The organism is Methylobacterium sp. CM6247 (assembly GCF_054817925.1).
In genome coordinates this window covers 91,696-116,453 of sequence record NZ_JBTXKX010000003.1, presented here as the reverse complement: position 1 = coordinate 116,453, position 24,758 = coordinate 91,696, and the positions used below count along the sequence as shown (strand labels likewise).

Here is a 24,758-nt window from a genome sequence, read left to right as displayed (position 1 = left end):
CGTACGCTACGTTCTTGACTGTCCTTGGTGCCACGCTGCGACCTGCCTGCTGATCGTCGAAGGACGAGACCGTGCCATCCTATCGGACGATCGGCCCCGCGTCTAAATCCGCCTCACGAGGCGGAGCATCAGGGGCGCGCCGTGATGTGTTCGAGGAGGGCGGGCGTGGCGTAGCCGTCGGCCACGAGGCCTTCCTTGATCTGATATTGGCGGACCGCCTCCCGCAGCTTCGGTCCGGCTCGGCCATCCGCATCGCCGGCATAGAGGTTTCGGGTGGTCAGGGCTTTCTGCAGTGCCTGCAGGCCCGCTTTGTCGAGGCGTGGCGCGCCGGTCGGCCAAGGTGCCGCCAGTGGCGGCCCGCCGGCAAGACGGTCGGCGAGATGGCCAACGGCGAGCGCATAGGAATCCGAGGTGTTGTAGCCCCGGATCACCTCGAAATTGTCGGTGATCAGGAAGACCGGGCCGCCCGAGCCGCCGGGCAGGAACAGGCTGGCCGCACCCGATCCCGGCAGCGCCTCGCCATCGATCCTGCGGACGCCCCGTCTGGCGAAGTCCGACAGGTCCGCCCGATACGTCGTCAGGTCGAATCCGCCTGGAAGCGTCACGGCATAGCCCCAGGACAGGTCGCGGTTCCAGCCGAGAGACTGGAGATAGCCGGCGATGGAGGCCAGGGCATCCGGCTCCGATCGCCAGATGTCTTGGTGACCGTCCCCGTCGAAATCCACCGCATGCTTCAGGAAGGTCGATGGGAGGAACTGGGTCTGGCCCATGGCGCCGGCCCAGGATCCCTTCATCGCCTCGGGGGCGATGTCGCCGCGCTGCAGAATCGTTAATGCGTCGAGGAGCTCGTTCCGGAACAGCGTGCCGCGAAAGCGCGCCTGCGCCAGGGTCGCCAGGGCGCGGATGGTCGGGACGGTCCCGCCGCTCGCTCCGAAATCCGACTCGACCCCCCAGAAGGCGAGGACGATCCAGCGCGGGACGCCCGTCCGGGCTTCGATCGCCGCCAGCGTGGTGGACAGACGGGCCGCTTGTGAGCGACCCCGTGCGATCCGCCCGGTCGAGACCGCGCCGACGAGGTAGTCCCAGACGGGGCGTCCGAACTCCCCTTGAGCGGTGGTTTTGGCGAGGATGCCGGGATCGGGCGAAGACACGCCGCGAAACGCCGCGTCGAAGGTCGCAGCACTGACCCCGCGCGCCTCGGCATCGGGTCGCAGGGCATCGACGAAGCTGCGAAACGAGGCGTTTGCCGCCGCATCCGGTTTGGCAGGCGGTGCCGGCCGAGTAGAATCCTGGGCCCTACTCTCCGCTGCAAGAACTTCGCAGAGGGCGATGGCGGCGCGGAGGGCCGTCTTCATAGGCGGTTGCGCCGAGCCAGGGTCTCTTCCCAGGCGAGGGCCTGGGCCACGATCCCGTCGAGGTCGTCGTAACGTGGCTGCCAGCCCAATTCAGCGCGGATCCGGTCGGCCTTCGCCACGATCTGCGCCGGGTCGCCGGGCCTGCGCGGCGACAGCCTCACTTCGAAATCACGGCCCGAAATGCGCTTGACCACCTCGATCACCTCGAGGACCGAGTAACCGCGCCCGTAGCCGCAATTGAGAGTTTTGCTCGCGCCACCCGAACGTAGATGATCGATGGCGACGCAATGGGCATCGGCGAGATCGGAAACCTGGATGTAATCGCGGAGGCACGAGCCGTCGCGGGTGGGGTAATCCGTACCGAACACGCTCAGATGACTGCGCCGGCCCAGCGCCGCCTGAGTGGCGACTTTGATGAGATGGGTGGCTTCGCTTGAAGATTGGCCACTGCGTCCGCGCGGATCGGCACCCGCGACATTGAAGTAACGCAGGATGACGTAGCTGAAGCCGTGGGCCTTGGCCGCGTCGTCGATCATCCACTCGCTCATGAGTTTCGAGCGGCCGTAGGGGTTGATCGGCGCGGCCACGAGGTCCTCCGGCACCGGGACGATTTCGGGCTCGCCGTAGATTGCGGCGGTGGAGGAGAAGATGACGTGCTTCACCCCGCCATGCACCGCAGCCTCGATGAGCGCCCGGGTCTTGACCGTGTTGGCCAGATAGTAGCCGAGAGGGTCGGCCACCGAATCCGGCACCACGATCTTGGCGGCGAAATGCGCCAGCACATCGATTCCGTGTTCGGCGATGACCCGTTTCACCAGGGCCTGATCGGCCACGTCGCCCACCACCAACGTCACGTCCGGGGGAAGCACCCAGTCGAAGCCGGTGGACAAATCATCGATGACGACGATGTCCTTGTGGCCGGCATCCAGCAACGCCAGCACCATGTGGCTGCCGATATATCCCGCGCCGCCCGTCACCAGAATCGCCATGGCCCCACTTCCATTCCCGCGCACGTCGCGGAAGATATACCTTAAACCCTCCGTGTGATCATGCGGCGCTTTAGGCTAAGTCGGGCGTGGAAATGGTTTTGTTCTTGCTCGCTCCATCACGACAACGTGCTATCGTCCCTCGCCTCCGGGTTGTTCCCACCGCATTTTAAGAGACCGGGTCCCGCTTGATGAAACCGATTCGTAAAGCCGTCCTGCCTGTCGCAGGGTTGGGTACCCGCTTCCTGCCCGCCACCAAGGCCGTCCCGAAGGAAATGCTCACCGTGGTCGACCGGCCGGTCGTCCAGCATGTGGTGGACGAGGCGCGCGAGGCCGGGATCGAGCATTTCATCTTCGTCACCGGCCGCGGCAAGGCCGTGATCGAAGATCATTTCGACATCGCCTTCGAACTCGACCGCATGCTGCAAGAGCGCGGCAAGGAGGCGATCTACGAAGAGTTGAAGCGGGATCTTCCGGCTGCCGGACAAACGAGCTTCACCCGCCAGCAGGCTCCCCTCGGCCTCGGCCATGCGGTCTGGTGTGCCCGCGAGATCGTCGGCGACGAGCCCTTCGCCGTGCTGCTGCCCGACATGCTGAGCAAGGGCTGCATGCAGCAGATGCTTTCCGCCTATGAGCGCCATGGCGGCAACGTCATCGCCGTGGAGGAGGTCAAGCCGGAGGAGACGCATCAATACGGTATCGTCGGCGTCGGTGAGACCTATGGGCAGACCTTCGAGATCAACGGCATGGTCGAGAAGCCCAAACAGGGCACCGCGCCATCGAACTTCATCATCTCCGGGCGCTACATCCTGCAGCCGGAGATCTTCTCGATCCTGGAGAAGGGCGAGAAGGGTGCCGGCGGCGAGATCCAGCTGACCGACGCGATGATCAAGCTGGCCGAGAAGCAATCCTTCTTCGGCATGCATTACGAGGGGCGGACCTACGATACCGGTTCTAAGCTCGGCTTCCTCACGGCGAACATCGCCTACGCGCTGCAGCGTAAGGAACTCGCCGAGCCGCTCAAGGCCGAGATCGCCCGGCTGCTCAAGGACCATTGAAAGAAGGCTCAGGAGGAGTACGCGCAAACCGAGATTGTCGAGCCAAGACCTGCAAGCTGCGCCGTACGGTGCGTGCGACGCGGGCATGGCATGCACCGAGTGCAGACTTTCGACGGCGAAACACTCTTGCGCTTTGTGCGGCGCACTGTACTTTGTGCATTGCGAGATCGCGATGGCGTCGCGGTCCCGTAGCCCTTCTTGGGCGTTTCCTCCCTAGACTTCGGGCCGCTCTTCGGAGCGGCCTTTTTTCTTGGGAAATCGGTTTGTGATTTGGCGGTTTGTGATTTGGCGGTTTGTGACTTGAGAGGTTTGCCCGCGCGGCAGAACCCATCCGGTCTATTCGGCGGCGATCCTGCGGAGTGTCAGGCTGTCCATTTCCTCGGCCACAGCCTTCACCACCTCGCGTAGCGTCCAGACCAGATCCGCGAACCCCTGCGTCACCGCGAGGTTGCTCTCGTTCATATAGAGCCCACGGTTGATCTCGATCTGAAGCGCGTGGCGGCCGATATTCGGCTCCCCGTAATGTTCGGTGATGAACCCGCCCGCATAGGGCTTGTTGCGCAGGGTGCGGAAACCGCGCGCGCGCAGATGATGCTCGAACGCCGCGATCAGGATCGGCGTGCAGCTCGTCCCGAACCTGTCGCCCAGCACGAAATCGGCCTTCGCATCCTCGTCGCGGGGGAGGCTCGAGGACGGCATCGAATGGCAATCGATCAGGATGGCGTGGCCGAAGGCACGTGCGGTGCGCTGGATGAGGCCGCGCAGGGTACGGTGATACGGCTTGTAGAGCTCCTCGATCCGCGCGACCGCTTCCTCCACGGGGAGCCGCGTGCGGTAGATCTCCTGTCCGTCGGCCACCACCCTCGGCACCGTACCGAGGCCGCCGGCGACACGCATGGACCGCGTGTTGGCGAAGGGCGGAAGGCGGCCGTCGAACATGCGCGGGTCGAGCTCGTAGGGCTCGCGATTTACGTCGAGATAGGCCCGTGGGAAGTTCGCGCGCATGAGCGGCGCGCCGAGATCGACTACGGGCGCGAACAGGCGGTCGACATAGGCGTCTTCCGAGCGGCGGAGCGCCAACGGGTCGAGGCGTGAGCCCGCGAGGAAGGCTTTCGGATAGACCGCCCCGGAATGAGGCGTGTTGAACACGAACGGAAGCGTGTGCTCGCCCGGCTCGTCGATGGCGAAGGGCGGTACGAAATCTCCCGGATTCGCTGCATTCCAGCGAGGGCTAGGCTCGGTCATCGCGGCGTGTGCGCCCAGGTGCTGGAAGGGAAACGCATGGCCACACTTTGCGGCGTGTGACGGTGCGTGTCCACTGCGACACCCCCCGTCGCGAAGTGATCGGTGTGCCGTCCTGCACCCGGTCCGGGTGCCAATCTCAACACCTTGTTTACCAAGTCTGCGCTTTATGAAAAGAACACAGCGACTCAAGGGTGCGGGACACCGACCGATGAAGATCCTCCTGGCCGAAGACGACAACGACATGCGCCGGTTCCTGGCCAAGGCGTTGCAGAATGCCGGCTATGACGTGCTGTCGTTCGATAACGGCCTCTCGGCCTATAACCGCCTGCGCGAGGAGCCCTTCGAACTGCTCCTGACCGATATCGTGATGCCGGAAATGGACGGGATCGAGCTGGCGCGCCGCGCCACCGAACTCGATCCGGACATCAAGGTCATGTTCATCACGGGCTTCGCGGCGGTTGCCCTGAACCCGGATTCGAAGGCTCCGAAGGACGCGAAGGTGCTGTCGAAGCCCTTCCACCTGCGTGACCTCGTCAACGAGGTCGAGAAACTGCTGGCGGCCTGAAACCGATTCGCGCGTCGGCGCAATGATGCCTTCGCGGTAGGAAGACGTCCGCCATTCCCCTATATGCTCAGGGGAGCGAAGCGGGACGTCTGCAAACCATGCCTCCGGTGACCATCTACACGACAGCCTGGTGCCCTTACTGCACCGCCGCCAAGACCTTGCTGCGCGAGAAGGGCGTGACCTTCACGGAGGTCGACGTCGAGAAGACTGTCGGCTCCCGTGCGGCGATGACCCAGCGTGCGGGCGGCCGAACCAGCGTGCCGCAGATCTTCATCGGCGAGACGCATGTGGGTGGTTGCGACGACCTCTACGCCCTCGACCGGTCAGGCAAGCTCGATCCGCTTCTGTCGACCGAGGCGCCGCAATCATGAGCGACGGTTCGCCGACGGAACAGGACAAGACCGAGCCTCGCTTCGTCGCGGCCTGTGTCCAGATGCGGTCCGGGCGCGATCCGCTTGCCAATCGGGATGCCGCCGTCGCCCTGGTGCGAGAGGCTGCGTCCCAGGGGGCAGACTACGTACAGACACCGGAAATGACCTCGCTGGTGGAGCGGGATAAAGCCAGCCTGTTCGCCAATGTGCGCGAGCAGGACGAGGACGTGACCCTCGCCGCCCTGCGCGATGTGGCCTGCGAGCGCGGCATCGTCGTCCATATCGGCTCGCTGGCCGTGCGGAACGGCGACAAGATCGCGAACCGCGCCTTCCTCATCGATGCGGAAGGCGCGATCACCGCCTCCTACGACAAGCTCCACCTCTATGACGTGGACCTTCCCAACGGCGAGCGTTGGCGCGAATCCAACACCTATACCGCTGGTGCCTGCGCGGTCGTCGCCGAGACGCCCTGGGCGCCCCTCGGGATCGCGATCTGCTACGATCTGCGTTTCCCGGCCCTGTACCGGGCTCTGGCGGAAGCCGGGGCGACGATTCTCAGCGCTCCGGCCTGTTTCACCAAGCAGACGGGCGAGGCGCACTGGCATGTCCTCCACCGCGCCCGCGCCATCGAGACCGGATCGTTCATGATCTCGGCCGCCCAGGGCGGTCGCCACGAGGACGGACGCGAGACCTACGGCCACTCGATCATCGTCGATCCCTGGGGCAAGGTGCTGGCGGATGCCGGCGGTGCCGAGCCCGGCGTGATCCTTGCCGAGATTGACCTCGCCCGCGTCACAGAGGCGAGGGGGCGGATTCCGGCCCTCAAACACGCGCGCCCCTTCACGGTCGAGCGCGTCGGGCGGGCTGGGTGACCATGCGTCCGGTCCAATCCCGCCCATGATCCGCTACACGCTCGTCTGCGATAACGGACACGATTTCGAGGGCTGGTTTCGCTCGAGCGATTCCTACGACGCTCAGGCGGCGGACGGTCTCGTGGAATGTCTCGCTTGCGGCTCGACCCGGGTCGCCAAGGCCATGATGGCGCCGGCGCTGGCGAAGACCGTGGCTCAACTGCCTGGTCCGAACCGCGCCCTCGCAGAAGCGTCGCCCACCGATCCTGCCGCAGCACCGTCGGCCGAGCGACTGCCGATGGCGGAGCCGGAGCGGCAGCTGCGCGCGCTGATGCGTGCAGTCCGCGAGCACGTGATCCGGACGGCCGACAATGTCGGTCCGCAATTCCCCGAAGAAGCGCGGCGCATGCATTACGGCGAGGCCGAATCTCGCCCGATCTACGGCGTCGCCAGCCCTTCCGAGGCCCGTGCCCTCGTGGAGGAGGGGATCGACGTGGCCCCGCTCCCCGCCTTGCCCGGCGACCTCAACTGAAGATTCGCCGCCGCCCGTTCAGCGCTTGAGGGCGGCCGTTCCGGCGATGGAGGCCAGGATGAAGGCGATGGCCGCATTCCAGCCGGCCAGCGAGATGCCGAGGAAGCGCCAGGCAGCGGTGGAGCAATCGGCGACCCGTGTCGCCTTCAGGGTATCGAGGAAATCCCCGACATCGCTGGGATTGGCACCGCTGCCGCCGCCGCAATCGGACGGGCCGGCCCAGAGCGCCCATTCGGCACCGGCATGATAGACGCTGAGGCCCGCACCATAGAGCAGGCCGAGAGCAGCGATCCCGAGGATCAGCCGCGTCACGCGCTCCGGGGTGAACAGGGCCAGCAGGGCCAGCGGGATCGCCGCGTAATAAGGCAGGCGCTCCGTCAGGCAGAGCTTGCACGGCACGTAGCCGAGGACCCACTGGAAATAGAACGCTCCGGCAATCGCCAGGACGGACCCGATCAGAACCGTCAGGGCGGCGCGGCGTAGGCGGAGGAGGGCGGAGTAATCGATCACAGCAGCACCTTGAACAGGACGAAGCCGAGGATGATGACGGCCACCGTGATGGCCGCGACGACGTTCAGATGCCGGTCGAGGACGGCGCGAATGGATACGCCGTAGCGCTTCAGAAGCCCAGCGAGGAGAAAGAAGCGCGCGCCTCGTGTGATGAGCGAGAGCAGCACGAACCAGAACAGGTCGTAATGGGCGAAGCCCGACGTGATCGTCACCAGCTTGAACGGGATCGGTGTCAGGCCCTTCAGCAGGATCACCCAATGCCCGTACTGGGCGTAGGAGGCCTGAAAGCTCGCCGCCTTCTCGTTCAACCCATAGAGCGAGAACAGCCAGACCCCGATGGAATCGTAGAGCAGCGCGCCGATGGCGTAGCCGAGCAGACCCCCGGCCACCGACGACAGGGTGGTGATCGTCGCGTAGAACCAGACCTTGTCGGGCCGGCTCACCGCCATCGGCACCAGCATCACGTCGGGGGGGACCGGAAAGAACGAGCTCTCCGAGAACGCCACCGCACCGAGCGCGTAGGGGGCCGACGGCTTGCCCGCGAGCGCGAGTATCCACTCGTAAAGGCGGCGGATCATGAAGAGCTTCTATCCGATAGGGGAGGGCGCGAGGCCCTTTGAGCACAACCCGGCCGGAGTTGCGAGCGGGAACCACCGCGGCGCGGTCTCGCTGCAAAACCCCTCTGGCCGTCGGCGCGATCCTGTGCCATGAGGCGGATGTTGCGGGCGTGGTGGAACTGGTAGACGCGCCGGACTCAAAATCCGGTTCTGGTGACAGAGTGTCGGTTCGATTCCGACCGCCCGCACCAATCGTCCCGGCAACGCAGGCTGTAAGCCAGCCCTGGGCAGCCCCTACCTCGATTGCAGGAAATGGCGGATCCAGCCGCCAACGCGGGGAGCATCGCTCTCGCCGCGCAGCGATGCGATGGCCGCTGCTTGAAACGCTTCGTCGTGGGGCTCAGTCGGCCGGTGCCCGGCAATCAGAGCCGTGGCGTAATCGGTTTCGAATTCAGGGTGGACCTGGAACGAGATTGCCCGGCGTTGCGGGTAAGACAGGATGCCGTAGGGCGTGAAGACGTTGCCGCCGAGAACGCGCGCGCCCGAAGGGGGGACGATCACCTGATCCTGATGGATCGCCGGCACCGAGATGCGGGTCGCGTCGTCCATCCAGTCCGCGCGTTCGAACAGGTCATAGGTGTGGAGGCCGATGCCCCAGCCCTTGGCCGATTTCTCCACCGTGCCGCCGAATGCCGCCGCCAGGATCTGGTGACCGAAGCAGAGCCCGACGAGCTTGGCGCGCCCGTCGACGTCGCGCAGGAAGCTCTTCAGCGGCGCGATCCACGGCAGGTCGTCATAGACGCCCGCCGCCGATCCCGTCACCACGAACGCGTCGAACGCCTCGGGGGCGGTGGGAAACCGTCCCTCCGCCACCGGAAAGATCGTGACATCAGCGGGGTCGCCGAGGAGCCTCTCCACCATGCGGCCGTAGGACGGGTAGGATTCGGCTAGGCGAGCGGGCGGTGCGCCCGCCTCAATGATACCAATTTTCATCGCTGCCTTATGGCTAAGCCCCGCGCGTGATGCGAGCCCCAGCCCCTCAGATAGCCGGATCGAGCGTCGGGGCGGGAACGGTTGCGACCGGCTTTGCCAGGAAATGCGAGGCGGAAACGGCCACGACCATCACGGCCAGGAAGATCGCGAAGATCACCGGATTGAAGACGACCAGGGCGATGAAGCAGATGCCGGCCATGGCCAGGGCGAAGGCGGGGGCGATGGGGAAGAACGGTGCCCGGTAGGGACGAGCCAGATCGGGCTCGCTGCGGCGCAGCTTGAACAGGGCCGCCATGCTCATGCCGTACATCACCAGCGCGCCGAACACCGCCATGGTGACGATGCTCGCGGTGAGGGACTGGCCCGCGATCTCGATGAGGTTGTCGCTGTAGATGGCGGCGATGCCGACGAGGCCGCCGGCCACCGTCGCCACGTGAGGAGTCTGGAAGCGGGGATGCACCTTGGCGAGGAAACCGGGTAGGTAGCCGGCGCGGCCGAGGGCGAAGATCTGGCGCGAATAGCCCATGATGATGCCGTGGAACGACGCCACGAGGCCGAACAGGCCGAGCCAGACCAGCATGTGCAGCCAGCCGCTCGACTCGCCCACCACCGTCTTCATCGCCTGGGGCAGCGGGTCGTTGAGGTTGCTCAGGGTGCGCCAGTCGCCCGAGCCGCCAGCGAAGATCATCACGCCGAAGGCGAGGACGGTGAGCGTCAGCACGCCGGTGATGTAGGCGATGGGGATCGTGCGCTTGGGGTCCTTGGCCTCTTCCGCCGCCATGGCGACGCCCTCGATGGCGAGGAAGAACCAGATGGCGAAGGGAATGGCCGCGAACATGCCGCCGATCGCGGCGAGGCTGAATGTGGATTCCCCGGCCCAGCCATGGGCGGCGAAATTGGTGAAGCTGAAGGCGGGGGCGACGACGCCCATGAACACCAGCAACTCACCCACCGCCAGGATGGTCACGAACAGCTCGAACGTGGCGGCGATCTGCACCCCGACGATGTTGAGGGTCATGAAGATCAGGTAGGCGGCGAGCGCCGCGTGTTTCGGGTCGAGGCCCGGAAACTGGACGTTGAGATAGGCGCCGATGGCGAGCGCGATGGCAGGCGGTGCGAAGACAAATTCGATCAACGTCGCATAGCCCGCGATGCAGCCGCCGATCGGCCCGAAGGCGCGCCGGCTATAGGCGAAGGGGCCGCCGGCCTGCGGAATGGCCGTGGTGAGTTCGGTGAAGCTGAAGATGAAGGCGACGTACATCGCCGCGATGAAGGTCGTCGTCACCAGGAAGCCGAGCGTGCCGGCGCTGGCCCAGCCATAGCTCCAGCCGAAATACTCGCCCGAGATCACGAGGCCGACGGCGATGCCCCAGAGATGGAACGCGTTCAGGCCCTTATGCAGGCCGGTGGATTCGCTTTGCATGGTGGGTTCCCGTCATCGGCGAAGGCTGCCGTCGGGGAATGGCCAAGCAAGAGTTTTGCCGTACGAGAAAGAGGGCGTGCGAAGCCCGTATCCGGTCAAAGCTCGGAACTCAGGTGAGAGCGCGATGGTGTGACATTCGTCGGCACACCTCCGTCATTCCGGGTCGCCGACGGCGAGCCCGGAATCCAGAACCACCGAGGCTGCCATGTCGAGCACAGGTTGCGGCTCTGGATTCCGCGCTCCGCTCCGCGGACCCGGAATGACGGTGAGGGGACAAAACTCCAGAGACTGTATCGAATAAGTCTGTGCCGTTGAGCCGGGTTCGGAGTCCGCCGTATCCGCCGTCAGGCCGCGGTGGCGCGGGTGCGCAGGCGCGGCGTCTCCTTGGGGCGGATGTCCATGGCGTTGCCGCGCCAGACGATGGCGCTCTGCATCCAGGCGCTCACCCACATGATTGGGAGGATGGCGTCGCGAAGCAGGAAGGCGAGGAAGAGCCGGGGCGAGCGGTGCCACCCGGCGCGGGCCGCGAGCGCGTATTCGGCCCCGTACCAGAGCATCGCCATGATGATGACGCCGGTCAGGACTGGAGTGCTGGGAACGCAGAGGGCCGCGATCGCGAAGGGCAGCACCGTGCCGGAGCCGATCTCGGGCGCGAAGAAGTGCGGGAAGGTGACCCGGCGCAGCCGCGCCCAGCGGACCTGCCGCGACCAGACCTCGCGGAACGCGCGGGTGCCCAGGGGCTGGTCGAAGGGCGACGCCACGAGGTGGACCCGCTTGCCGGCCGCGCGAACGAGCTTCGTCGCCGCCGCATCCTCGGCGATCTCGGCAGCGAGCGCACGTATTCCGCCATGCCCGTCCAGGAAGGGCTTGTGCCAGAGCATGCTCTTGCCCTGCGCGAAGCCGAGGCCGAGGCTTTCGCCGGTATATTGCCAGCGTGCCTGGAGCGTATTGAGGAAGGCGCATTCCAGTTCGGCGAAGAAACCGTGCGGCCGTGCGCCGATGGGCGTGGAGCAGACGAGGCCCGTATCGGGCCGCCACGACGCCTGCAGCCGCTGTAGGTAGTCCGGCGGCATCAGGACGTTGGAATCGGCCAGCACCACCCATTCGTGGCGGGCCGCCTCCCAGCCCCGCACGCAATTGTTGAGCTTGGGATTGTCGCTGATCCGCTCGTCGCCGACGATGAGCCGTGCCGGCACCGTGGGATGGGACGCCATCAGGCGGTGCAGGAGCGGCACGATGGGATCACGGCCATCGGCGACGCAGAAGATCAGCTCGTAATCCGGGTGGTCGAGATGGAAGCCGCGCTCGAGCATCTCCTCGCTGAACGCTTCGAGGCCGCAGACCGGGCGAACGAGGGAAATGGGCGCGGCGCTGGGAAAGCTCGGGGTCCCGCGATTCCGGCCAATGCGCCATGCGGCGATGGCGATGCTGAGGAGATTGACCGAGGTCAGTGCGGCACAGAGCGAGAGCGCGACGATCGCGCCGGTCTCGATACTGCCGAACATGCCGCGCTCCCTCCGGGCCTCCGCCACCTGACGGAACCAGCCCCTGCCCAAGGCCGTAACAGACGGGCTATTTCAGTCGTATGACAGCGGCGCGGCCCCGATCTGCCGCCCCTCAGAGGGAAGGCCAGGGCGTGAGCGAGACGAGACCCGTGGCCATTCGCGGAACTGCCGTTCGGCCCGGCCGGTTCGATCCGGCATGACCCCGCCCATCGTCGTTCACCTTGCCTATCAGGCCGTCCTGCCGGAGGGGCATCGCTTTCCGATGCGGAAATATGGCCGTCTCGCCGAAACGCTCGCGGCGCTCGGCCTCGCCCCCGCCGGTTTCGTCAGACCGGAGCCGGCCGACGCGGACATGCTGAAGCGCGCGCATCGATCGGATTACGTCGATGCCGTCCTGTCCTGTTCGGTCTCGCGGGAAATCGAGCGCGAGATCGGCCTTCCGGTGGATGAGAGCGTCGTGGCCCGCTCGTGTGCCTCGGCCGGCGGCACCCTCGCGGCGGCGCGGCTCGCGCTGGAACATGGCCTCGCCGGCAGCGCCGCCGGCGGAAGCCACCATGCGCGGCGGGAGACCGGCGCGGGTTTCTGCGTGTTCAACGATGTCGCCGTCGCCGCCCTGGCGCTTCAGGACGAGGGCGCGATCCGCCGGGCGCTGGTGGTCGATTGCGACGTGCATCAGGGCGACGGCACCGCCGATTGCCTCGCCGGCTCACCGGACCTGTTCACGTTCTCGGTCCATGCGGAGAAGAACTACCCGACGCGCAAGATCCCCGGCGACCTCGATCTGGGCCTCGTAGATGGCGTCGACGACGCGGCCTACGCGGCCGTTCTGGCGGCGCATCTGCCGGGCCTGCTCGACGGCCTCTCGCCGGACATCGTGTTCTACAATGCGGGGGTCGATCCGCACATGGACGACCGGCTCGGGCGATTGGCCCTCACCGATGCGGGCCTCGCCGCACGGGATCGCTACGTCATCGGAGAAGCACGCCGGCGTCGCATTCCCCTCGTGGCTGTGATCGGCGGCGGCTATGCCACCGATATCGACGCCCTGGCCGCCCGCCACGCCCTCGTCTTCCAGGCCATGGCCGCCCTCGCGTGAAGCCGCTCAGGGCGTCCCGCACGCATCCGGCGGGATCTCGCCCTCGGTCACGCAGCGCGCCACCTTTTCAAGGCCGTCGAAGAGCCGTTCGAGCTGCGCGCCCTCCATGGAATGGAAGCCCAGCGTCCGGGTGATCAACAACCCCAGTGTCGAGAACACCAAAGCTGCGCCGATCCCCGGACAGGTCTCGATCTTCTCGAGGCCGGCGAGCCGTTCGCGGAGGAACGCGTTGAAGCCGGCGAATGCCTCTGGATTCTCTGCGGAGGCCAGCAGGAAGGCCCGCGGGAAGCCCTCTTCCTCAGCGTAGACCTGCCTCGCATGGGCGATCAGCGCGAGGGGGAGGGCCGAGGGACCCGGAACCTGCTCCGCTTCGAGCCGGGCAATGCCCTCCTTGACTTGCCTGAGCTTGCGCTCGGCCATGGCCGTGATGAGCGCTTCCTTCGAGGAGAAATGGTGGAGGACCCCGCCCTTGCTCAAGCCCGCCTCCGCCGCGACCGCGTCGATCGTCAAGGTGCGCGTACCCGCACGACGGATCAGGCTCTCGGCCGCATCGAGGATGATGCTCGCCCGGTCCTCGCGCCGTGTGCGCGGCTTTGCCATGTCATCGCCTTTTAGAAACCGTCTGGACGGTCGGTAAGATACCCGATAGAGAAGCGGTTCGATAGAGCTTATCCGGAATGGGGTCGTGGTGTCTGGTCTGACCAAGTCCATTCGACGAATCCGTGGCGCGGGGGCGGTCACCCTCCTCGGCCTTGCGGTCTCGGCCTCGCTTCCGGCTTCTGCCAAGGAGGCGGAGGACGTCTCCGCTGCCGGCGCGGCCAAGCAGAGCCTCGCCATCGTCCGGACGGCGAAGGCCGAGCGCAGCGCCATCTCGGCCGATCTCGTCTTCACGGGCGACATCCAGGCCCAGTCGCAGGTCAACGTGGCGTTCCGCAACAACGGCAAGATCGCCACGCGACTGGTGGAGGTCGGCGATCACGTCACTGCCGATCAGGTCCTGGCCAAGCTCGATCCGCAGGAGCAGCGCGCCAACCTCAACAACGCGCAGGCCGCGCTGACCTCCGCCGAGGCGCTGCTGACCCAGGCAAAGGTCAATTTCAAGCGCCAGGAGATGCTGCTCTCCAGCGGATACACCACACGGCCGAGCTATGACGATGCCGAGCAGCAACTCCGCACGACCCAGGCCTCGGTCGAGTCCGCCAAGGCGGCACTGGGCACGGCCCAGGAACAGTTCTCCTACACCGATCTGAAATCGGGCGTGGACGGCATCGTCCTCAGCCGGAGCTTCGAGGTGGGGCAAGTGGTCCAGGCGGGCCAGACCGTTCTCACCATGGCCGAGGACGGGCCGCGCGACGCGGTGTTCAACGTATTCGAGGCGGTGCTCGCGACCCCGCCCGAGAGCAAGCAGATCGACGTCACCCTCCAGGCGGACCCGAAGGTGAGAACCGTCGGCACGGTGCGGGAGATTTCCCCGAGTGTCGATGCCGCCTCCGGCACCGTGCGAGTCAAGGTCGGGCTGAAGGATACGCCTTCCGCCATGACGCTCGGGGCCATCGTCGTCGGCACCGGCAAGTTCCGGCCGCAGACGGCCATCGTCCTGCCCTGGTCCTCGCTCTACCGCTGGGAGAACGCACCGGCCGTGTGGGTCCGCGATCCGGCCAGCGGCAAGGTCGCGCCGCGCAACGTGACCATCGACCGCTACTCGCCCAACACCATCGCCCTGTCCGGCGGTGTCGAGCCGGGCGAGGAGGTGGTCATCGCCGGTATTCAATTCCTCCGCCCGGGCCAGACCGTCTCGGTTGCCGAGGAGATCGGCCGATGATCCATTTCGGCTTACGCCTGACGCTGATCGCAGCGGTCGTGTCCACCCTCGGTGCCTGCCATGGCGAGGATGAGAATGCCGGCCCGCCTCCGGTGCGGCCCGTCCTCTACACCGTGGCCAAGCCCATCGACACGATCGTATTCGGGCCGTTCGCGGGCTTCGTGGCCCCCCGCTACCAGTCCGAGATCGGATTCCAGATCGCGGGCCGAGTCATCGCCCGCGACGTGACCGTGGGGGATGTGGTCAAGAAGGGCCAGCGCATCGCCGCCCTCGATCCCGTCGTCACGCGCTTCGCCCTGACGCGGGCGGAGGCGGAACTCGCCGATGCCACGGCGCAGGCGGAGAACGCCATCGCCACCGAGGCGCGGCAGAGGCGGCTCATCGCCAATGGCAACGTCACCCAGGCCCGGCTCGACAGTGCCGTGGCGAGCCGGGACACGGCCCAGGCCCGTCTCGCCCAGGCCCAGGCGAACCTTCAGAAAGCCCGCGACCAGATGGGCTATACCGAGCTGCATGCGGATTTCGACGGCGTCGTCACCGTCCGTAGCGCGGAGGTGGGACAGGTGCTCTCCGCGGGACAGGCGGTGGCGACCCTGGCGCGTCCCGAAGAACGCGAGGCGGTGGTCGACATCCCCGAGGATCTCGTGGGGGCCATGCCCAAGGACGCGGTCTTCACCGTGGCGCTCCAGAGCGCGCCCGACGTGACGGCCACGGGCAAAGTCCGCGAGGTCTCGCCCTTCGCCGATCAGAAGACCCGCACCCGCCGCATCAGGATGACTCTGCTCAAGCCACCGGACGCGTTCCGCCTCGGCTCCACCATCACGGTCGGACTGTCGCGCCACATGGCGCCGCGTTTCCAGTTGCCGGCGACCGCCGTCTTCGAGGCCGACGGGCGAAGTTCGGTCTGGATCGTCAACGAGGCCGGGGATGCCGTGTCCCGCCGCGACGTCACCGTCGCGGACAGGAACGGCGAGCGTGTCTCCATCACCGAGGGGCTGAAGCCCGGGGAGCGCGTCGTGCTCGCCGGTGCCCGCAGTCTCGGTGAAGGCCAGCGCGTCCGCCTCGCCGACACATCTCAATAGCCGCGCCGATCCGAACAGCGTCACGCGAGAGCCGCCCCGTGAAGAACTTCAACCTGTCCGAATGGGCGCTCGAGCATCGCTCCTTCGTCTGGTTCCTGATGCTCATCTCGATGCTGGCGGGCTTCCTCGCCTACGAGAAGCTCGGCCGCGAGGAAGACCCGCCCTTCGCCATCAAGACGATGATCGTGCAGGCGCGCTGGCCCGGCGCCACGATCAGCGACACGCTCGATCAGGTCACCGAACGGATCGAGAAGGAATTGCAGCAGATCGATGCCGTCGATTTCAGCCGCAGCTACACTACGCCGGGCCAGACCACGGTCTTCGTGCAGCTGCGTGAGACGACGCCGCCCAAGACCATCCCGGGCATTTTCTACCAGGTCCGCAAGCGTATCGGCGATATCGGCAGCACCTTTCCGCAAGGGATCCAGGGGCCGTTCTTCAACGACGAGTTCGGCGACGTCTTCGGCAACGTCTATGCGTTCACCGCCGACGGCGTCTCCATGCGCCAGCTTCGCGACTATGTGGAGCGGGTGCGCGCCGACCTGAAGAAGGTCAACAATGCCGGCAAGATGCAGCTGCTCGGCGCGCAGGACGAGGCGATCTACCTCGACTTCTCCACCCGTAAGCTCGCCGGCCTCGGCGTCGACCAGGCCGCCGTCATCGCGACGCTGCAGGCGCAGAACGCCATTGCCCCCTCCGGCGTGATCCAGGCCGGGCCTGAGCGCGTCTCCGTGCGTGTCGGCGGTCAGTTCGTCTCCGAGGACAGTCTCAAGACCATCAACCTGCGGGTGAACGACCGCTTCTTCCGCCTGTCCGACGTTGCGGAGATCTCGCGCGGCTTCACCGATCCGCCGACCGCCCTGTTCCGGTTCAACGGCCAGCCCGCGATCGGCCTCGCCATCGCCATGCAGCCCTCCGGCAACCTGCTGACCTTCGGCCACGACCTGAAGGCGCGGATGAAGAAGCTCGAAGGCGAGCTGCCTTACGGCGTCGGCATCCACCTCGTCTCCGACCAGCCGAAGATCGTCGAAGAGGCTGTGGGCGGCTTCACCAAGGCGCTGATCGAGGCCGTCGTCATCGTCCTCGGCGTCAGCTTCATCAGCCTCGGATGGCGCGCGGGGCTCGTCGTCTCGTTCTCCATCCCCCTCGTCCTCGCCGTGGTCTTCGTGGTGATGCAGGTCATGGGCGTCACGCTGCAGCGCATCTCGCTCGGCGCCCTCATCATCTCGCTTGGTCTCCTCGTCGACGACGCCATGATCACGGTGGAGATGATGGTCGCGCGGCTGGAGGTGGGCGACACCCTGAAGAAGGCGGCGACCTTCGCCTACACCTCCACCGCCTTCCCGATGCTCACCGGCACTCTCGTCACGGTGGCGGGCTTCCTGCCCATCGGCTTCAACGGCTCGGCGGCGGGCGAGTACACCTACAGCCTGTTCGTGGTCATCGCGGCGTCTCTACTGATCTCGTGGGTGGTGGCGGTGCTGTTCGCGCCGCTCATCGGCGTGAAGCTGCTGCCGAAGACCATCAAGAAGCACCACGACAAACCGAGCTTCCTGCTCCGTACCTTCCGCGCCATGCTGCTGCCGGCCATGCGCTTCCGCTGGATCACCGTGGCCTTCTGCGTCGGCCTGCTCGGCCTGTCGCTCTACGGCATCCAGTTCGTGCAGCAGCAATTCTTCCCGGCCTCCGACCGTCCCGAGATCCTCGTGGACATGACGCTGCCGCAGAATGCCAGCATCGCCGAGACCAAGGCTCAGATGGACCGGTTCGAGGCCACGATGAAGGGCGATCCCGACATCCTGCGCTGGAGTTCCTATGTCGGGCAGGGCGCGGTGCGCTTCTATCTTCCCCTCGACCAGCAGCTCGGCAACGCGTTCTTCGGCCAGATCATCGTAGTGACCTCGTCGCTCGAGGCGCGCGACAAGATGATCCAGAAATTCGAGGCGCTGGCGGCCAAGGAATTCGTCGGTACCGACGTGTTCGTCCACTCCCTCGATCTCGGCCCCCCGGTGGGCCGCCCGATCCAGTACCGGCTGAGCGGACCCGATCTGCAGAAGGTGCGGGGCCTCGCGCTCCAGCTCAGCAACATCGTCGCCTCGAACCCGAATGTCGGCCTGCCCAACCTCGACTGGAACGAGCCCGGCAAGGTGCTCAAGGTCGAGATCATCCAGGACAAGGCGCGCCAGCTCGGGGTCACTTCGGAGGATATCGCCGGCCTGCTCAACGGCATCGTCGGCGGCCGCGCGATCACGCAGGTCCGCGATTCGATCTACCTCGTGGACGTCATCGGCCGCGCCCAGGCGGTGGAGCGCAACTCCGTCGAGACGCTCCAGAGCCTGCAGGTGCCGCTATCGAACGGCAGCGTCGTGCCGCTGCTCGCCTTCGCCACGGTGAGCTACGAACTCGAACAGCCCATCGTCTGGCGCCGCGACCGCCTGCCCACCATCACGGTGCGGGCGGCTATCGTGAACGACACCCAGGCCCCGACCATCGTCAACGCCCTCGATCCGGCCATCAAGGCGTTCGAGAAGACCCTGCCGGACGGCTACACCCTCGCGGTCGGCGGTGCGGTGGAGGAGAGCGCCAAGGGCAGCGGACCCATCGCGGCGGTGGCGCCTGTGATGCTGCTCGCCATGGCGATGTTCCTGATGATCCAGCTTCAGAGCTTCCAGAAGTTGTTCCTGGTGGCGAGCGTGGCGCCGCTCGGCCTCATCGGCGTGGTGGCGATCCTGCTGCCCTTCGGCAAGCCATTGGGCTTCGTCGCCATCCTCGGCGTGCTCGCCCTCATCGGCATCATCATCCGCAACTCGGTGATCCTGGTGATGCAGATCGACGAGTACGACCGCGAGGGCTACGCCCCGTGGGATGCGGTGGTGGAGGCGACCTGCCACCGGATGCGGCCGATTCTGCTCACGGCCGGGGCGGCGAGCCTCGCCCTCATCCCCATCGCCCGCGAAGTGTTCTGGGGGCCGATGGCCTATGCCATGATCGGCGGCATCATCGCCGCCACCTTCCTGACCCTGTTCTTCCTGCCCGCCCTCTATGTCGGCTGGTACCGCATCAAGGCACCCAAGGGAGACAGGCCGGAAGGCGGTGCATCGACGGCGCCGGCGGCGCCCCATCACGCTGGGGCCTGATCAGGGCCTCGCCGCGCAGAGAGCGGGCTCCAGGGCCCGCATCACGCGGCGGTAATCCGCGATGTGCAGATCGTCGCGCAGGGTGTCGGGCAGGGCGAACCCGGTATCGCCGTCGCGGAGCTCCGCGAAAGGATCCGCATAACCGCAGGACAGGCGTTCGCACAGGACCCTGATCCGGGCGGAATAGGCCGCTACCGCCGCCGGTTCGAGGCGCTTCGCCACCGAACGCGAGATGGGCGGAATGGCGGCGACCACGACGCGGTCGCTTTCGGCCTGCAGCCGTTTCACGATCCGCTCCACCGATTCGTCGAAGATCTGGGCCGTTCTGTCGGACAGCGGCTTCTTCTTCCGCAGAAGATCGTTGGTTCCGATGAAGGCCACCACCGCGCGGGGGCGGGTCTTCACGGACAGGTTGGCAACGAGATCGGCATAGACGGAGGCCGAGGCTCCGCTCACACCGGCATTGACGATCTCCGCGCCGCAGACCCGCTGCGCCGGGTTCTGCAACTCGGCCTGCGAATCACCGGCGAGGAGGATGTAGCCGTCCGGTGCATCGTCGAGATGGGCCTGGATCGAAGGCAGCCGGTCCGTGGCGTAGAGCCGGGTGTTCAGGCGCAGGGGCTTCTCGATCCATCCGATGGCGAAGCCGACGCCGAGGATCGCCAACCCGGCAAGACCCAGGCGCAGAGCCCTCACCGGGCCGCCCCCGACCCGTCCACGATTTTTGCCGTGCCGGCTCGGTCGATGGTCGCCTCCGGCCGCGAATCGGTGCTGGCGTAATAGGGCTTGATGTCGAGGAGCGGCGTGCCGTCGAGGCAGTCGAGCCCTCTGACTCTCAGGGTCGTCCCCTCGATGCCGAGGAGTTCCACCACGGACAGCGCGATGGGGTTGGGCCGCGCCGGGGAGCGCAGGGAGAACGTGCCCCGGCTGCCCTCCGCATGGCGCGGCATCTGGCGCACGATGTCCCGGGCCGCCCGGTCCATCCAGTAGAGCACGATGAGGTGGCTCGCCCCCTCCACGTTCTGCAAACCGGGAGCGAATGCGGCATCCACCTCCAGGGTGCAGATGGCGTCGGTCTGAAGCCCGTTCTTCGGGCATTCGGCGCGGGTCGCCCATGGGGTCCGGACACGGCCGATGAAGTAGAGCCCGGCATCGTGGGAGGCGGGCAGCGTGACGGTCTCTTCGCCGGGCCGCCGGTCGATTGGGTCGCTCATCTTGCGCATCGGTTTTGGAGAGGCGTTACCCGGCGGGACCGCGCGAGCCGTTCGAAGCGAGCATGTCGGACAACTCGCCCCCGTGCGCAAGCCGGTCGACAACGAGCCGCCATGCGGGCCGCATCGTTCCATCCACGGCCGGCGGGGTATAGGTTTCCGTCGGCAATTCAATCTGCCCAACCACCTACGGGCCGAAGCCTTTCGAGGAGAGAGCGTGACCACCAGCGAATGGCGCCCGATGGAATCCGTGGGCGATGCCGAGACCGCCGTCGACCGCCTCGCCGCCTTGTACGCGGGTGCGATCCAGTCGCTCCAGACCGCCCTGACCCGCTACCTCGACGGGGGCGCCGCGCCGGACCATGCCGAGCGGCTTCAGTTCCGCTATCCCGAACTACGGATCACCTATCACCCGTCCGGGCCGATCCCGCGTTTTTCCCGCGCGACGGCGAAGTTCCAGTCTCCCGGCACCTACGCCACCACGGTGACGCAGCCGGCGCATTTCCGCCCGTATCTGCTGGAGCAGCTGACGCCCCTGGTGCGGGATTACGGCGCTACATTGGAAGTCGGCCTGAGCGCCCAGGAGATTCCCTATCCCTACGTGCTGGAGCCCGGCGCCAACCTTTCGGGCAGCGGGATCACCCCGCGCGATCTGGCGACCTACTTCCCCGTCCCGCTGCTCTCGGTGGTGGGTGACGAGATCGCCGACGGCCTCTGGGTCGCCCCGGCGGAGGAGCCGAAGCCCCTGGCGCTGTTCGACGCGATCCGGGTCGATTACTCCCTGCGCCGTCTCGTCCATTACACCGGCTGCGACTGGCGCGACGTCCAGCCCTGGATTCTGCTGACGAACTACCATCGCTACGTCGACGGCTTCATCCGGCACGGTTTGGAGCAGCTCGCCAGCGGAAAGGATGGCTACGAGCGCATGATCCTGCCGGGCGGCATCACCGTCTCGCGGGCGGAGGCGGCGAGCATCGATCCGGCGGCCCTCATTGCCGCCTCGCCCTGGCACAAGTTCCAGATGCCGGCCTACCACCTCGTGGCGCGCGGCCCCGACGGGTCGATGCAGGGCACGACGTTGGTCAACATCGGCGTCGGCCCCTCCAACGCCAAGACGATCACCGACCATCTCGCGGTCCTGCGTCCGCATTGCTGGCTGATGGTCGGTCATTGCGGCGGGTTGCGGCAGTCGCAGACCATCGGCGACTACGTCCTCGCCCATGGCTACCTGCGCCGCGACCGCATCCTGGACGAGCTGGTTCCGCCGGACGTGCCGGTGCCGGCTTTGGCCGAAGTCCAGCTGGCGCTCCAGGCCGCCGCCGCCAACGTCACCGGCGAGACCAGCGACGACCTGAAGCGCCGCCTGCGCACGGGTACGGTGGTGACCTATGACGACCGCAATTGGGAGCTCCGCTTCAGCCAGGAGCGGCGGCGGATCAACCTGTCCCGCGCCATCGGCGTCGACATGGAGAGCGGTACGATCGCGGCGCAGGGCTACCGGCTGCGGGTTCCCTACGGCACGCTCCTCTGCGTCTCCGACAAGCCGCTCCATGGCGAGATCAAGCTGCCGGGCGCGGCCAACGCCTTCTACGAAAGAGCTGTGGCCGAGCACCTGCTCATCGGCCTGTCCGCCCTCGATATCCTCCGCGCCGACCGCAACGGCCTGCATTCGCGCAAGCTGAGGAGCTTCGACGAGCCGCCGTTCCGCTGACCGGTCCCAGACGGGAAAAGCCGGCGGATCGCAGGTATCAGCGCTCGCGCCGCCACAGGCCGGCGCGCTCGGAGCGAGCCTGCTCTTCGGCGGCCAGAAGGTCCGATGGGGCATCCTCTGAGGCGCGCGCGCCGCCGGCCGTGAGGATCAACGATGCGAGGTCGTCGCCGTCGATCTGGCAGCGCAGGCCCGCAGGCTGGGCCTCGTCGACCGCGCCGTTGGCCGCCGGCTCGCAGACGACTTCGCGCCGGCGCAGATAGCGGGCGAGCTGGCGTGCCAGGGCACCGCGTTCGCCATCGACGCCGAGGAGGCGCACCGTCCGGCCGCGGAACGACAGGGTTCCGGTATCGATCACCTCCGGCACGCCGCGCAACGCCCCGGCGGCGGTGGTTTCCTTGGCGGCGGGGGCCGGCTCGGCGCGGGCGGTGGAGGGGCGCTTGCGCCGCGAAGCCATCTGGACGGTGGCGCGCTGGGTGAAATCCTTGAAGATCGCCGCCGGCAGGTCGCCGCCGCCGACCTTGTTCATCGAGGTGTTGTCGTCGTTGCCGACCCAGACGCCGACGACGAGGTCCGGCGTCACCCCGACGAACCAGGCATCGCGGTAATCCTGCGTCGTCCCGGTCTTGCCGCCCACCGCGAGGTTGGTGATCCGCGCGGCCCGTCCGGTTCCGCTATCCACCACGGCCTGGAGCGAATCCAGCATCATCGCGCGGCTCTCGCCCGGCAGGGGCGTCGTCGGTTTGGAATCGGGGCGCAGGTAGAGCGGGTCCGGGCCAGGTCCGCGAATGGCATGGACGCCGTAGGTGTCGAGGGGCTGGGCGCTCGCCAGCACACCGGCATAGGCCCGTGTCATCTCCAGTAGGGAGACTTCGGCCGAGCCGAGGGCGAGGCTCGGAACGTTGGGAAGATCGGACGTGACGCCGAGCTTGCGCGCGGTCTCGATCACCGAGGCCATGCCGATCTCGTCGGCCAGCTGCGCGGCGATGGTGTTGATCGATTGCGCGAAGGCCGTGCGGAGAGGGACCGCCCCCCGGAAACGGCCGCTCGCATTCTGCGGCTCCCAATCGCCGATTTGGATCGGCCGGTCCACCAGCACCGTCTCCGGCGAGAGGCCCTTCTCATAGGCGGTGAGGTAGACGAACAGCTTGAACAGCGAGCCGGCCTGACGCTTGGCCTGGATCGCCCGGTTGAACTGGCTGTCCTCGTAGTCGCGCCCGCCCACCATGGCGAGGATCGCACCCTCCTTGTTCAGGACGACCATGGCGCCCTGGCTCGCCTTCTTCTTCGCCCCTTCCGCATCGAGCCGGCGGGCGACGACGCCCTCCGCCAGGCTCTGCAGATCGAGGTTCAGGGTGGTGCGCAGCGTAACGTCGCCGGCCGTGTCCGACAGACGCTTGGCGTCCGCCGACACCATGTCGAGGAAGTAATTGGTGCCCGGCGGAGTCTCGGGCGGGGTCCGCAGGGTGATCGTCTCGGCGCGCGCCTTGTCGGCCTCGGCGGCGGTGATCGCGCCGGTCTCGACCATGGTCTGCAGCACGATGTCGGCGCGCTCCTTGGCGCCGCCGAAATTGCGCGTCGGCGCCAGTTGCGACGGCGCTCGGACGAGGCCCGCCAGCATCGCCGCCTCGGGGAGCGTCAACGCCTTCGCGCCCTTGCCGAAATAGCGCCGCGAAGCGGCGTCGATGCCATAGGCGCCGGCCCCGAAATAGGCGGTGTTGAGATAGCCGAGGAGGATGTCCTCCTTCGACATCGTGCTCTCGACGCGTAGGGCCAGGAACGCTTCCTGGATCTTCCGGCGCAGCGTCTTCTCCTGGGTCAGGGAGGTGAGCCGGACATATTGCTGCGTGATGGTGGACGCGCCCTCGCGCACCCCGCCGCTCACGGTGTTGCGCCAGAGCGCCCGCACCAGCCCGCGCGGATCGACTCCCCAATGCGAGTAGAAGCGCCGGTCCTCAATGGCGACCACGGCCTGGGCGAGATGGGCCGGCATGTCGGCCGCGGTCAGCTTCTGGCCCTGAAAGGCGCCGCGCGTGGCGAAGACCCTTCCGTCATCCGCCTCCACCGTAAGGGCGCGCTGGCCGCCTTCCGGCACCACCCCGCCGAGCGGGGGCAGGGTCGCGAAACTGTAGAGGACGAGGCAAGCGACGAAGACGACGGGGAGGGCGAGGGCCGCGAGGCCGGCGGCGAGGTAGGGCCGTTGCCGCAGACGGCCGCGCCAGCCCGATTGTGGCGTCTGCGCCGCCGGAGCGCTCCCTGCCGCAGGCGGAGTGTCCGTGCCGCTCGTTCGCGCGGAGGCGGCGCCTGCGGTGAGCTTCGCACCGAGGGTGCCGAGCGTTCGGCCCGCAGCGCGCCCCGTCGAAAGCAGGCCGCGTGCGAGGCCGCGTAAGGCCGTGACGAGAAGGAAGCCGAGATGCCTGAACAGGACACGGGCCGCTTGTCCGGCTTCGCGGGCGGCGGTTCGGGCATCCGGCGTTTCGCCGGTCTTCGGCCGTTCCGGTTCTTGATCTGTCATCGGCCGCCGGTGGTCATCCAGGAGCACAGGTCCCGTCGGCTTACCGTCGGCGCTGGCTTGGCGGTTCTAGACCGGAAAGAACCTTGGACGCCATGCCGGAAGCGGCGTCGCCAGGGCTCCGAACTCGGGCAAAATGCAGAGACGTGCTCACCAGAGCTTTCTGAGGTTTGTCCCTCGCCGTCATTCCGGGTCGCCACAGGCGAGCCCGGACCCGGAGGGCCGCGCCAGAGGCGTGC

Annotated in this window: 22 protein-coding genes and 1 tRNA gene; 11 read left to right on the top strand and 12 right to left on the bottom strand. The window is 67.0% G+C overall.

Annotated features, from left to right (window positions below; all coding sequences use genetic code 11):
- Positions 1-128 precede the first annotated feature (128 nt).
- Both ACYQOP_RS01400 and galE read right to left on the bottom strand, forming a co-directional pair.
- Positions 129-1,355 carry a lytic murein transglycosylase gene (locus ACYQOP_RS01400; RefSeq protein WP_461220822.1) on the bottom strand — a complete coding sequence of 409 codons (1,227 nt, stop codon included), beginning with the start codon at positions 1,353-1,355 and terminating at the stop codon, positions 129-131.
- Positions 1,352-2,344: a UDP-glucose 4-epimerase GalE gene (gene galE / locus ACYQOP_RS01395; RefSeq protein WP_056431395.1), complete on the bottom strand. Its 993-nt coding sequence runs from the start codon at positions 2,342-2,344 to the stop codon at positions 1,352-1,354. Before galE ends, ACYQOP_RS01400 begins: the two co-directional genes overlap by 4 nt.
- Positions 2,345-2,532: 188 nt before the next feature.
- Between galE and galU the strand changes: the two genes are divergently transcribed.
- On the top strand, positions 2,533-3,399 hold the full coding sequence (galU, locus tag ACYQOP_RS01390) for a UTP--glucose-1-phosphate uridylyltransferase GalU (RefSeq protein WP_461220819.1): 867 nt from the start codon (positions 2,533-2,535) through the stop codon (positions 3,397-3,399).
- Positions 3,400-3,735: 336 nt separating this feature from the next.
- Here the strand turns inward: galU and ACYQOP_RS01385 are convergent, their stop codons facing one another.
- Complete coding sequence (locus tag ACYQOP_RS01385) at positions 3,736-4,644, bottom strand: N-formylglutamate amidohydrolase (protein WP_207411539.1); 909 nt, start codon at positions 4,642-4,644, stop codon at positions 3,736-3,738.
- Positions 4,645-4,852: 208 nt separating this feature from the next.
- Between ACYQOP_RS01385 and cpdR the strand changes: the two genes are divergently transcribed.
- The 4 genes from cpdR (at position 4,853) to ACYQOP_RS01365 (ending at position 6,963) form a co-directional block, all read left to right on the top strand.
- Positions 4,853-5,209, top strand: a complete 357-nt coding sequence (cpdR, locus tag ACYQOP_RS01380; protein ID WP_003603128.1) for a cell cycle two-component system response regulator CpdR — start codon at positions 4,853-4,855, stop codon at positions 5,207-5,209.
- 98 nt (positions 5,210-5,307) lie between these two features.
- A complete protein-coding gene (grxC, locus tag ACYQOP_RS01375; RefSeq protein ID WP_207411540.1) occupies positions 5,308-5,580 on the top strand; it encodes a glutaredoxin 3 in 273 nt (90 codons plus the stop codon).
- On the top strand, positions 5,577-6,452 hold the full coding sequence (locus tag ACYQOP_RS01370; RefSeq protein ID WP_461220817.1) for a carbon-nitrogen hydrolase family protein: 876 nt from the start codon (positions 5,577-5,579) through the stop codon (positions 6,450-6,452). Before grxC ends, ACYQOP_RS01370 begins: the two co-directional genes overlap by 4 nt.
- A 25-nt stretch (positions 6,453-6,477) precedes the next feature.
- On the top strand, positions 6,478-6,963 hold the full coding sequence (locus ACYQOP_RS01365) for a DUF1178 family protein (protein WP_311275023.1): 486 nt from the start codon (positions 6,478-6,480) through the stop codon (positions 6,961-6,963).
- 18 nt (positions 6,964-6,981) lie between these two features.
- Here the strand turns inward: ACYQOP_RS01365 and ACYQOP_RS01360 are convergent, their stop codons facing one another.
- Positions 6,982-7,473, bottom strand: a complete 492-nt coding sequence (locus ACYQOP_RS01360) for a disulfide bond formation protein B (RefSeq protein ID WP_311275024.1) — start codon at positions 7,471-7,473, stop codon at positions 6,982-6,984.
- Complete coding sequence (locus ACYQOP_RS01355) at positions 7,470-8,051, bottom strand: YqaA family protein (RefSeq protein WP_227436446.1); 582 nt, start codon at positions 8,049-8,051, stop codon at positions 7,470-7,472. The genes ACYQOP_RS01360 and ACYQOP_RS01355 overlap by 4 nt, the downstream gene beginning before the upstream one ends.
- A 143-nt stretch (positions 8,052-8,194) precedes the next feature.
- Between ACYQOP_RS01355 and ACYQOP_RS01350 the strand changes: the two genes are divergently transcribed.
- Positions 8,195-8,281: transfer RNA gene (locus tag ACYQOP_RS01350), tRNA-Leu, on the top strand.
- Between the two features lie 43 nt (positions 8,282-8,324).
- Here the strand turns inward: ACYQOP_RS01350 and ACYQOP_RS01345 are convergent.
- From ACYQOP_RS01345 to ACYQOP_RS01335, 3 genes are all read right to left on the bottom strand, one after another.
- Entirely contained in the window at positions 8,325-9,023 is a 699-nt protein-coding gene (locus ACYQOP_RS01345; RefSeq protein ID WP_461220814.1) for a glutamine amidotransferase-related protein, read from the bottom strand.
- Between the two features lie 46 nt (positions 9,024-9,069).
- A complete protein-coding gene (gene eat / locus ACYQOP_RS01340) occupies positions 9,070-10,446 on the bottom strand; it encodes an ethanolamine permease (RefSeq protein ID WP_461220813.1) in 1,377 nt (458 codons plus the stop codon).
- Between the two features lie 344 nt (positions 10,447-10,790).
- Positions 10,791-11,951, bottom strand: a complete 1,161-nt coding sequence (locus ACYQOP_RS01335) for a ceramide glucosyltransferase (protein ID WP_461220811.1) — start codon at positions 11,949-11,951, stop codon at positions 10,791-10,793.
- 196 nt (positions 11,952-12,147) lie between these two features.
- On the opposite strand from ACYQOP_RS01335, the gene ACYQOP_RS01330 reads away from it, so the two are divergent.
- Positions 12,148-13,047, top strand: a complete 900-nt coding sequence (locus ACYQOP_RS01330) for a histone deacetylase family protein (protein WP_461220810.1) — start codon at positions 12,148-12,150, stop codon at positions 13,045-13,047.
- A gap of 6 nt (positions 13,048-13,053) precedes the next feature.
- On the opposite strand, the gene ACYQOP_RS01325 is transcribed toward ACYQOP_RS01330, so the two are convergent.
- Entirely contained in the window at positions 13,054-13,647 is a 594-nt protein-coding gene (locus ACYQOP_RS01325) for a TetR/AcrR family transcriptional regulator (protein ID WP_461220808.1), read from the bottom strand.
- 88 nt (positions 13,648-13,735) lie between these two features.
- Here ACYQOP_RS01325 and ACYQOP_RS01320 point away from each other — a divergent pair, with 88 nt between their 5' ends.
- Genes ACYQOP_RS01320 through ACYQOP_RS01310 form a run of 3 tightly spaced genes read left to right on the top strand, consistent with a single transcriptional unit; the run spans position 13,736 to position 19,088 of the window.
- Positions 13,736-14,869 carry an efflux RND transporter periplasmic adaptor subunit gene (locus ACYQOP_RS01320; RefSeq protein WP_461220806.1) on the top strand — a complete coding sequence of 378 codons (1,134 nt, stop codon included), beginning with the start codon at positions 13,736-13,738 and terminating at the stop codon, positions 14,867-14,869.
- Positions 14,866-15,951 (top strand): efflux RND transporter periplasmic adaptor subunit, encoded by a 1,086-nt coding sequence (locus ACYQOP_RS01315; RefSeq protein WP_461220805.1) that lies wholly within the window; start codon positions 14,866-14,868, stop codon positions 15,949-15,951. The genes ACYQOP_RS01320 and ACYQOP_RS01315 overlap by 4 nt, the downstream gene beginning before the upstream one ends.
- Positions 15,952-15,989: 38 nt before the next feature.
- Positions 15,990-19,088, top strand: a complete 3,099-nt coding sequence (locus ACYQOP_RS01310) for an efflux RND transporter permease subunit (RefSeq protein WP_311275031.1) — start codon at positions 15,990-15,992, stop codon at positions 19,086-19,088.
- On the opposite strand, the gene ACYQOP_RS01305 is transcribed toward ACYQOP_RS01310, so the two are convergent.
- Together ACYQOP_RS01305 and tsaA are read right to left on the bottom strand one after the other, a co-directional pair.
- The gene (locus ACYQOP_RS01305; protein WP_461220803.1) at positions 19,089-19,784 is read right to left on the bottom strand and encodes an SGNH/GDSL hydrolase family protein; all 696 of its coding nucleotides are present in this window, start codon (positions 19,782-19,784) and stop codon (positions 19,089-19,091) included. It abuts the gene before it with no gap.
- Positions 19,781-20,302 carry a tRNA (N6-threonylcarbamoyladenosine(37)-N6)-methyltransferase TrmO gene (gene tsaA / locus ACYQOP_RS01300; protein WP_207411552.1) on the bottom strand — a complete coding sequence of 174 codons (522 nt, stop codon included), beginning with the start codon at positions 20,300-20,302 and terminating at the stop codon, positions 19,781-19,783. The genes ACYQOP_RS01305 and tsaA overlap by 4 nt, the downstream gene beginning before the upstream one ends.
- Before the next feature lie 238 nt (positions 20,303-20,540).
- Here tsaA and ACYQOP_RS01295 point away from each other — a divergent pair, with 238 nt between their 5' ends.
- Positions 20,541-22,010 (top strand): AMP nucleosidase, encoded by a 1,470-nt coding sequence (locus ACYQOP_RS01295; RefSeq protein WP_461225147.1) that lies wholly within the window; start codon positions 20,541-20,543, stop codon positions 22,008-22,010.
- A gap of 37 nt (positions 22,011-22,047) precedes the next feature.
- Here the strand turns inward: ACYQOP_RS01295 and ACYQOP_RS01290 are convergent, their stop codons facing one another.
- The gene (locus ACYQOP_RS01290) at positions 22,048-24,522 is read right to left on the bottom strand and encodes a PBP1A family penicillin-binding protein (protein ID WP_461220801.1); all 2,475 of its coding nucleotides are present in this window, start codon (positions 24,520-24,522) and stop codon (positions 22,048-22,050) included.
- Positions 24,523-24,758: the final 236 nt, after the last annotated feature.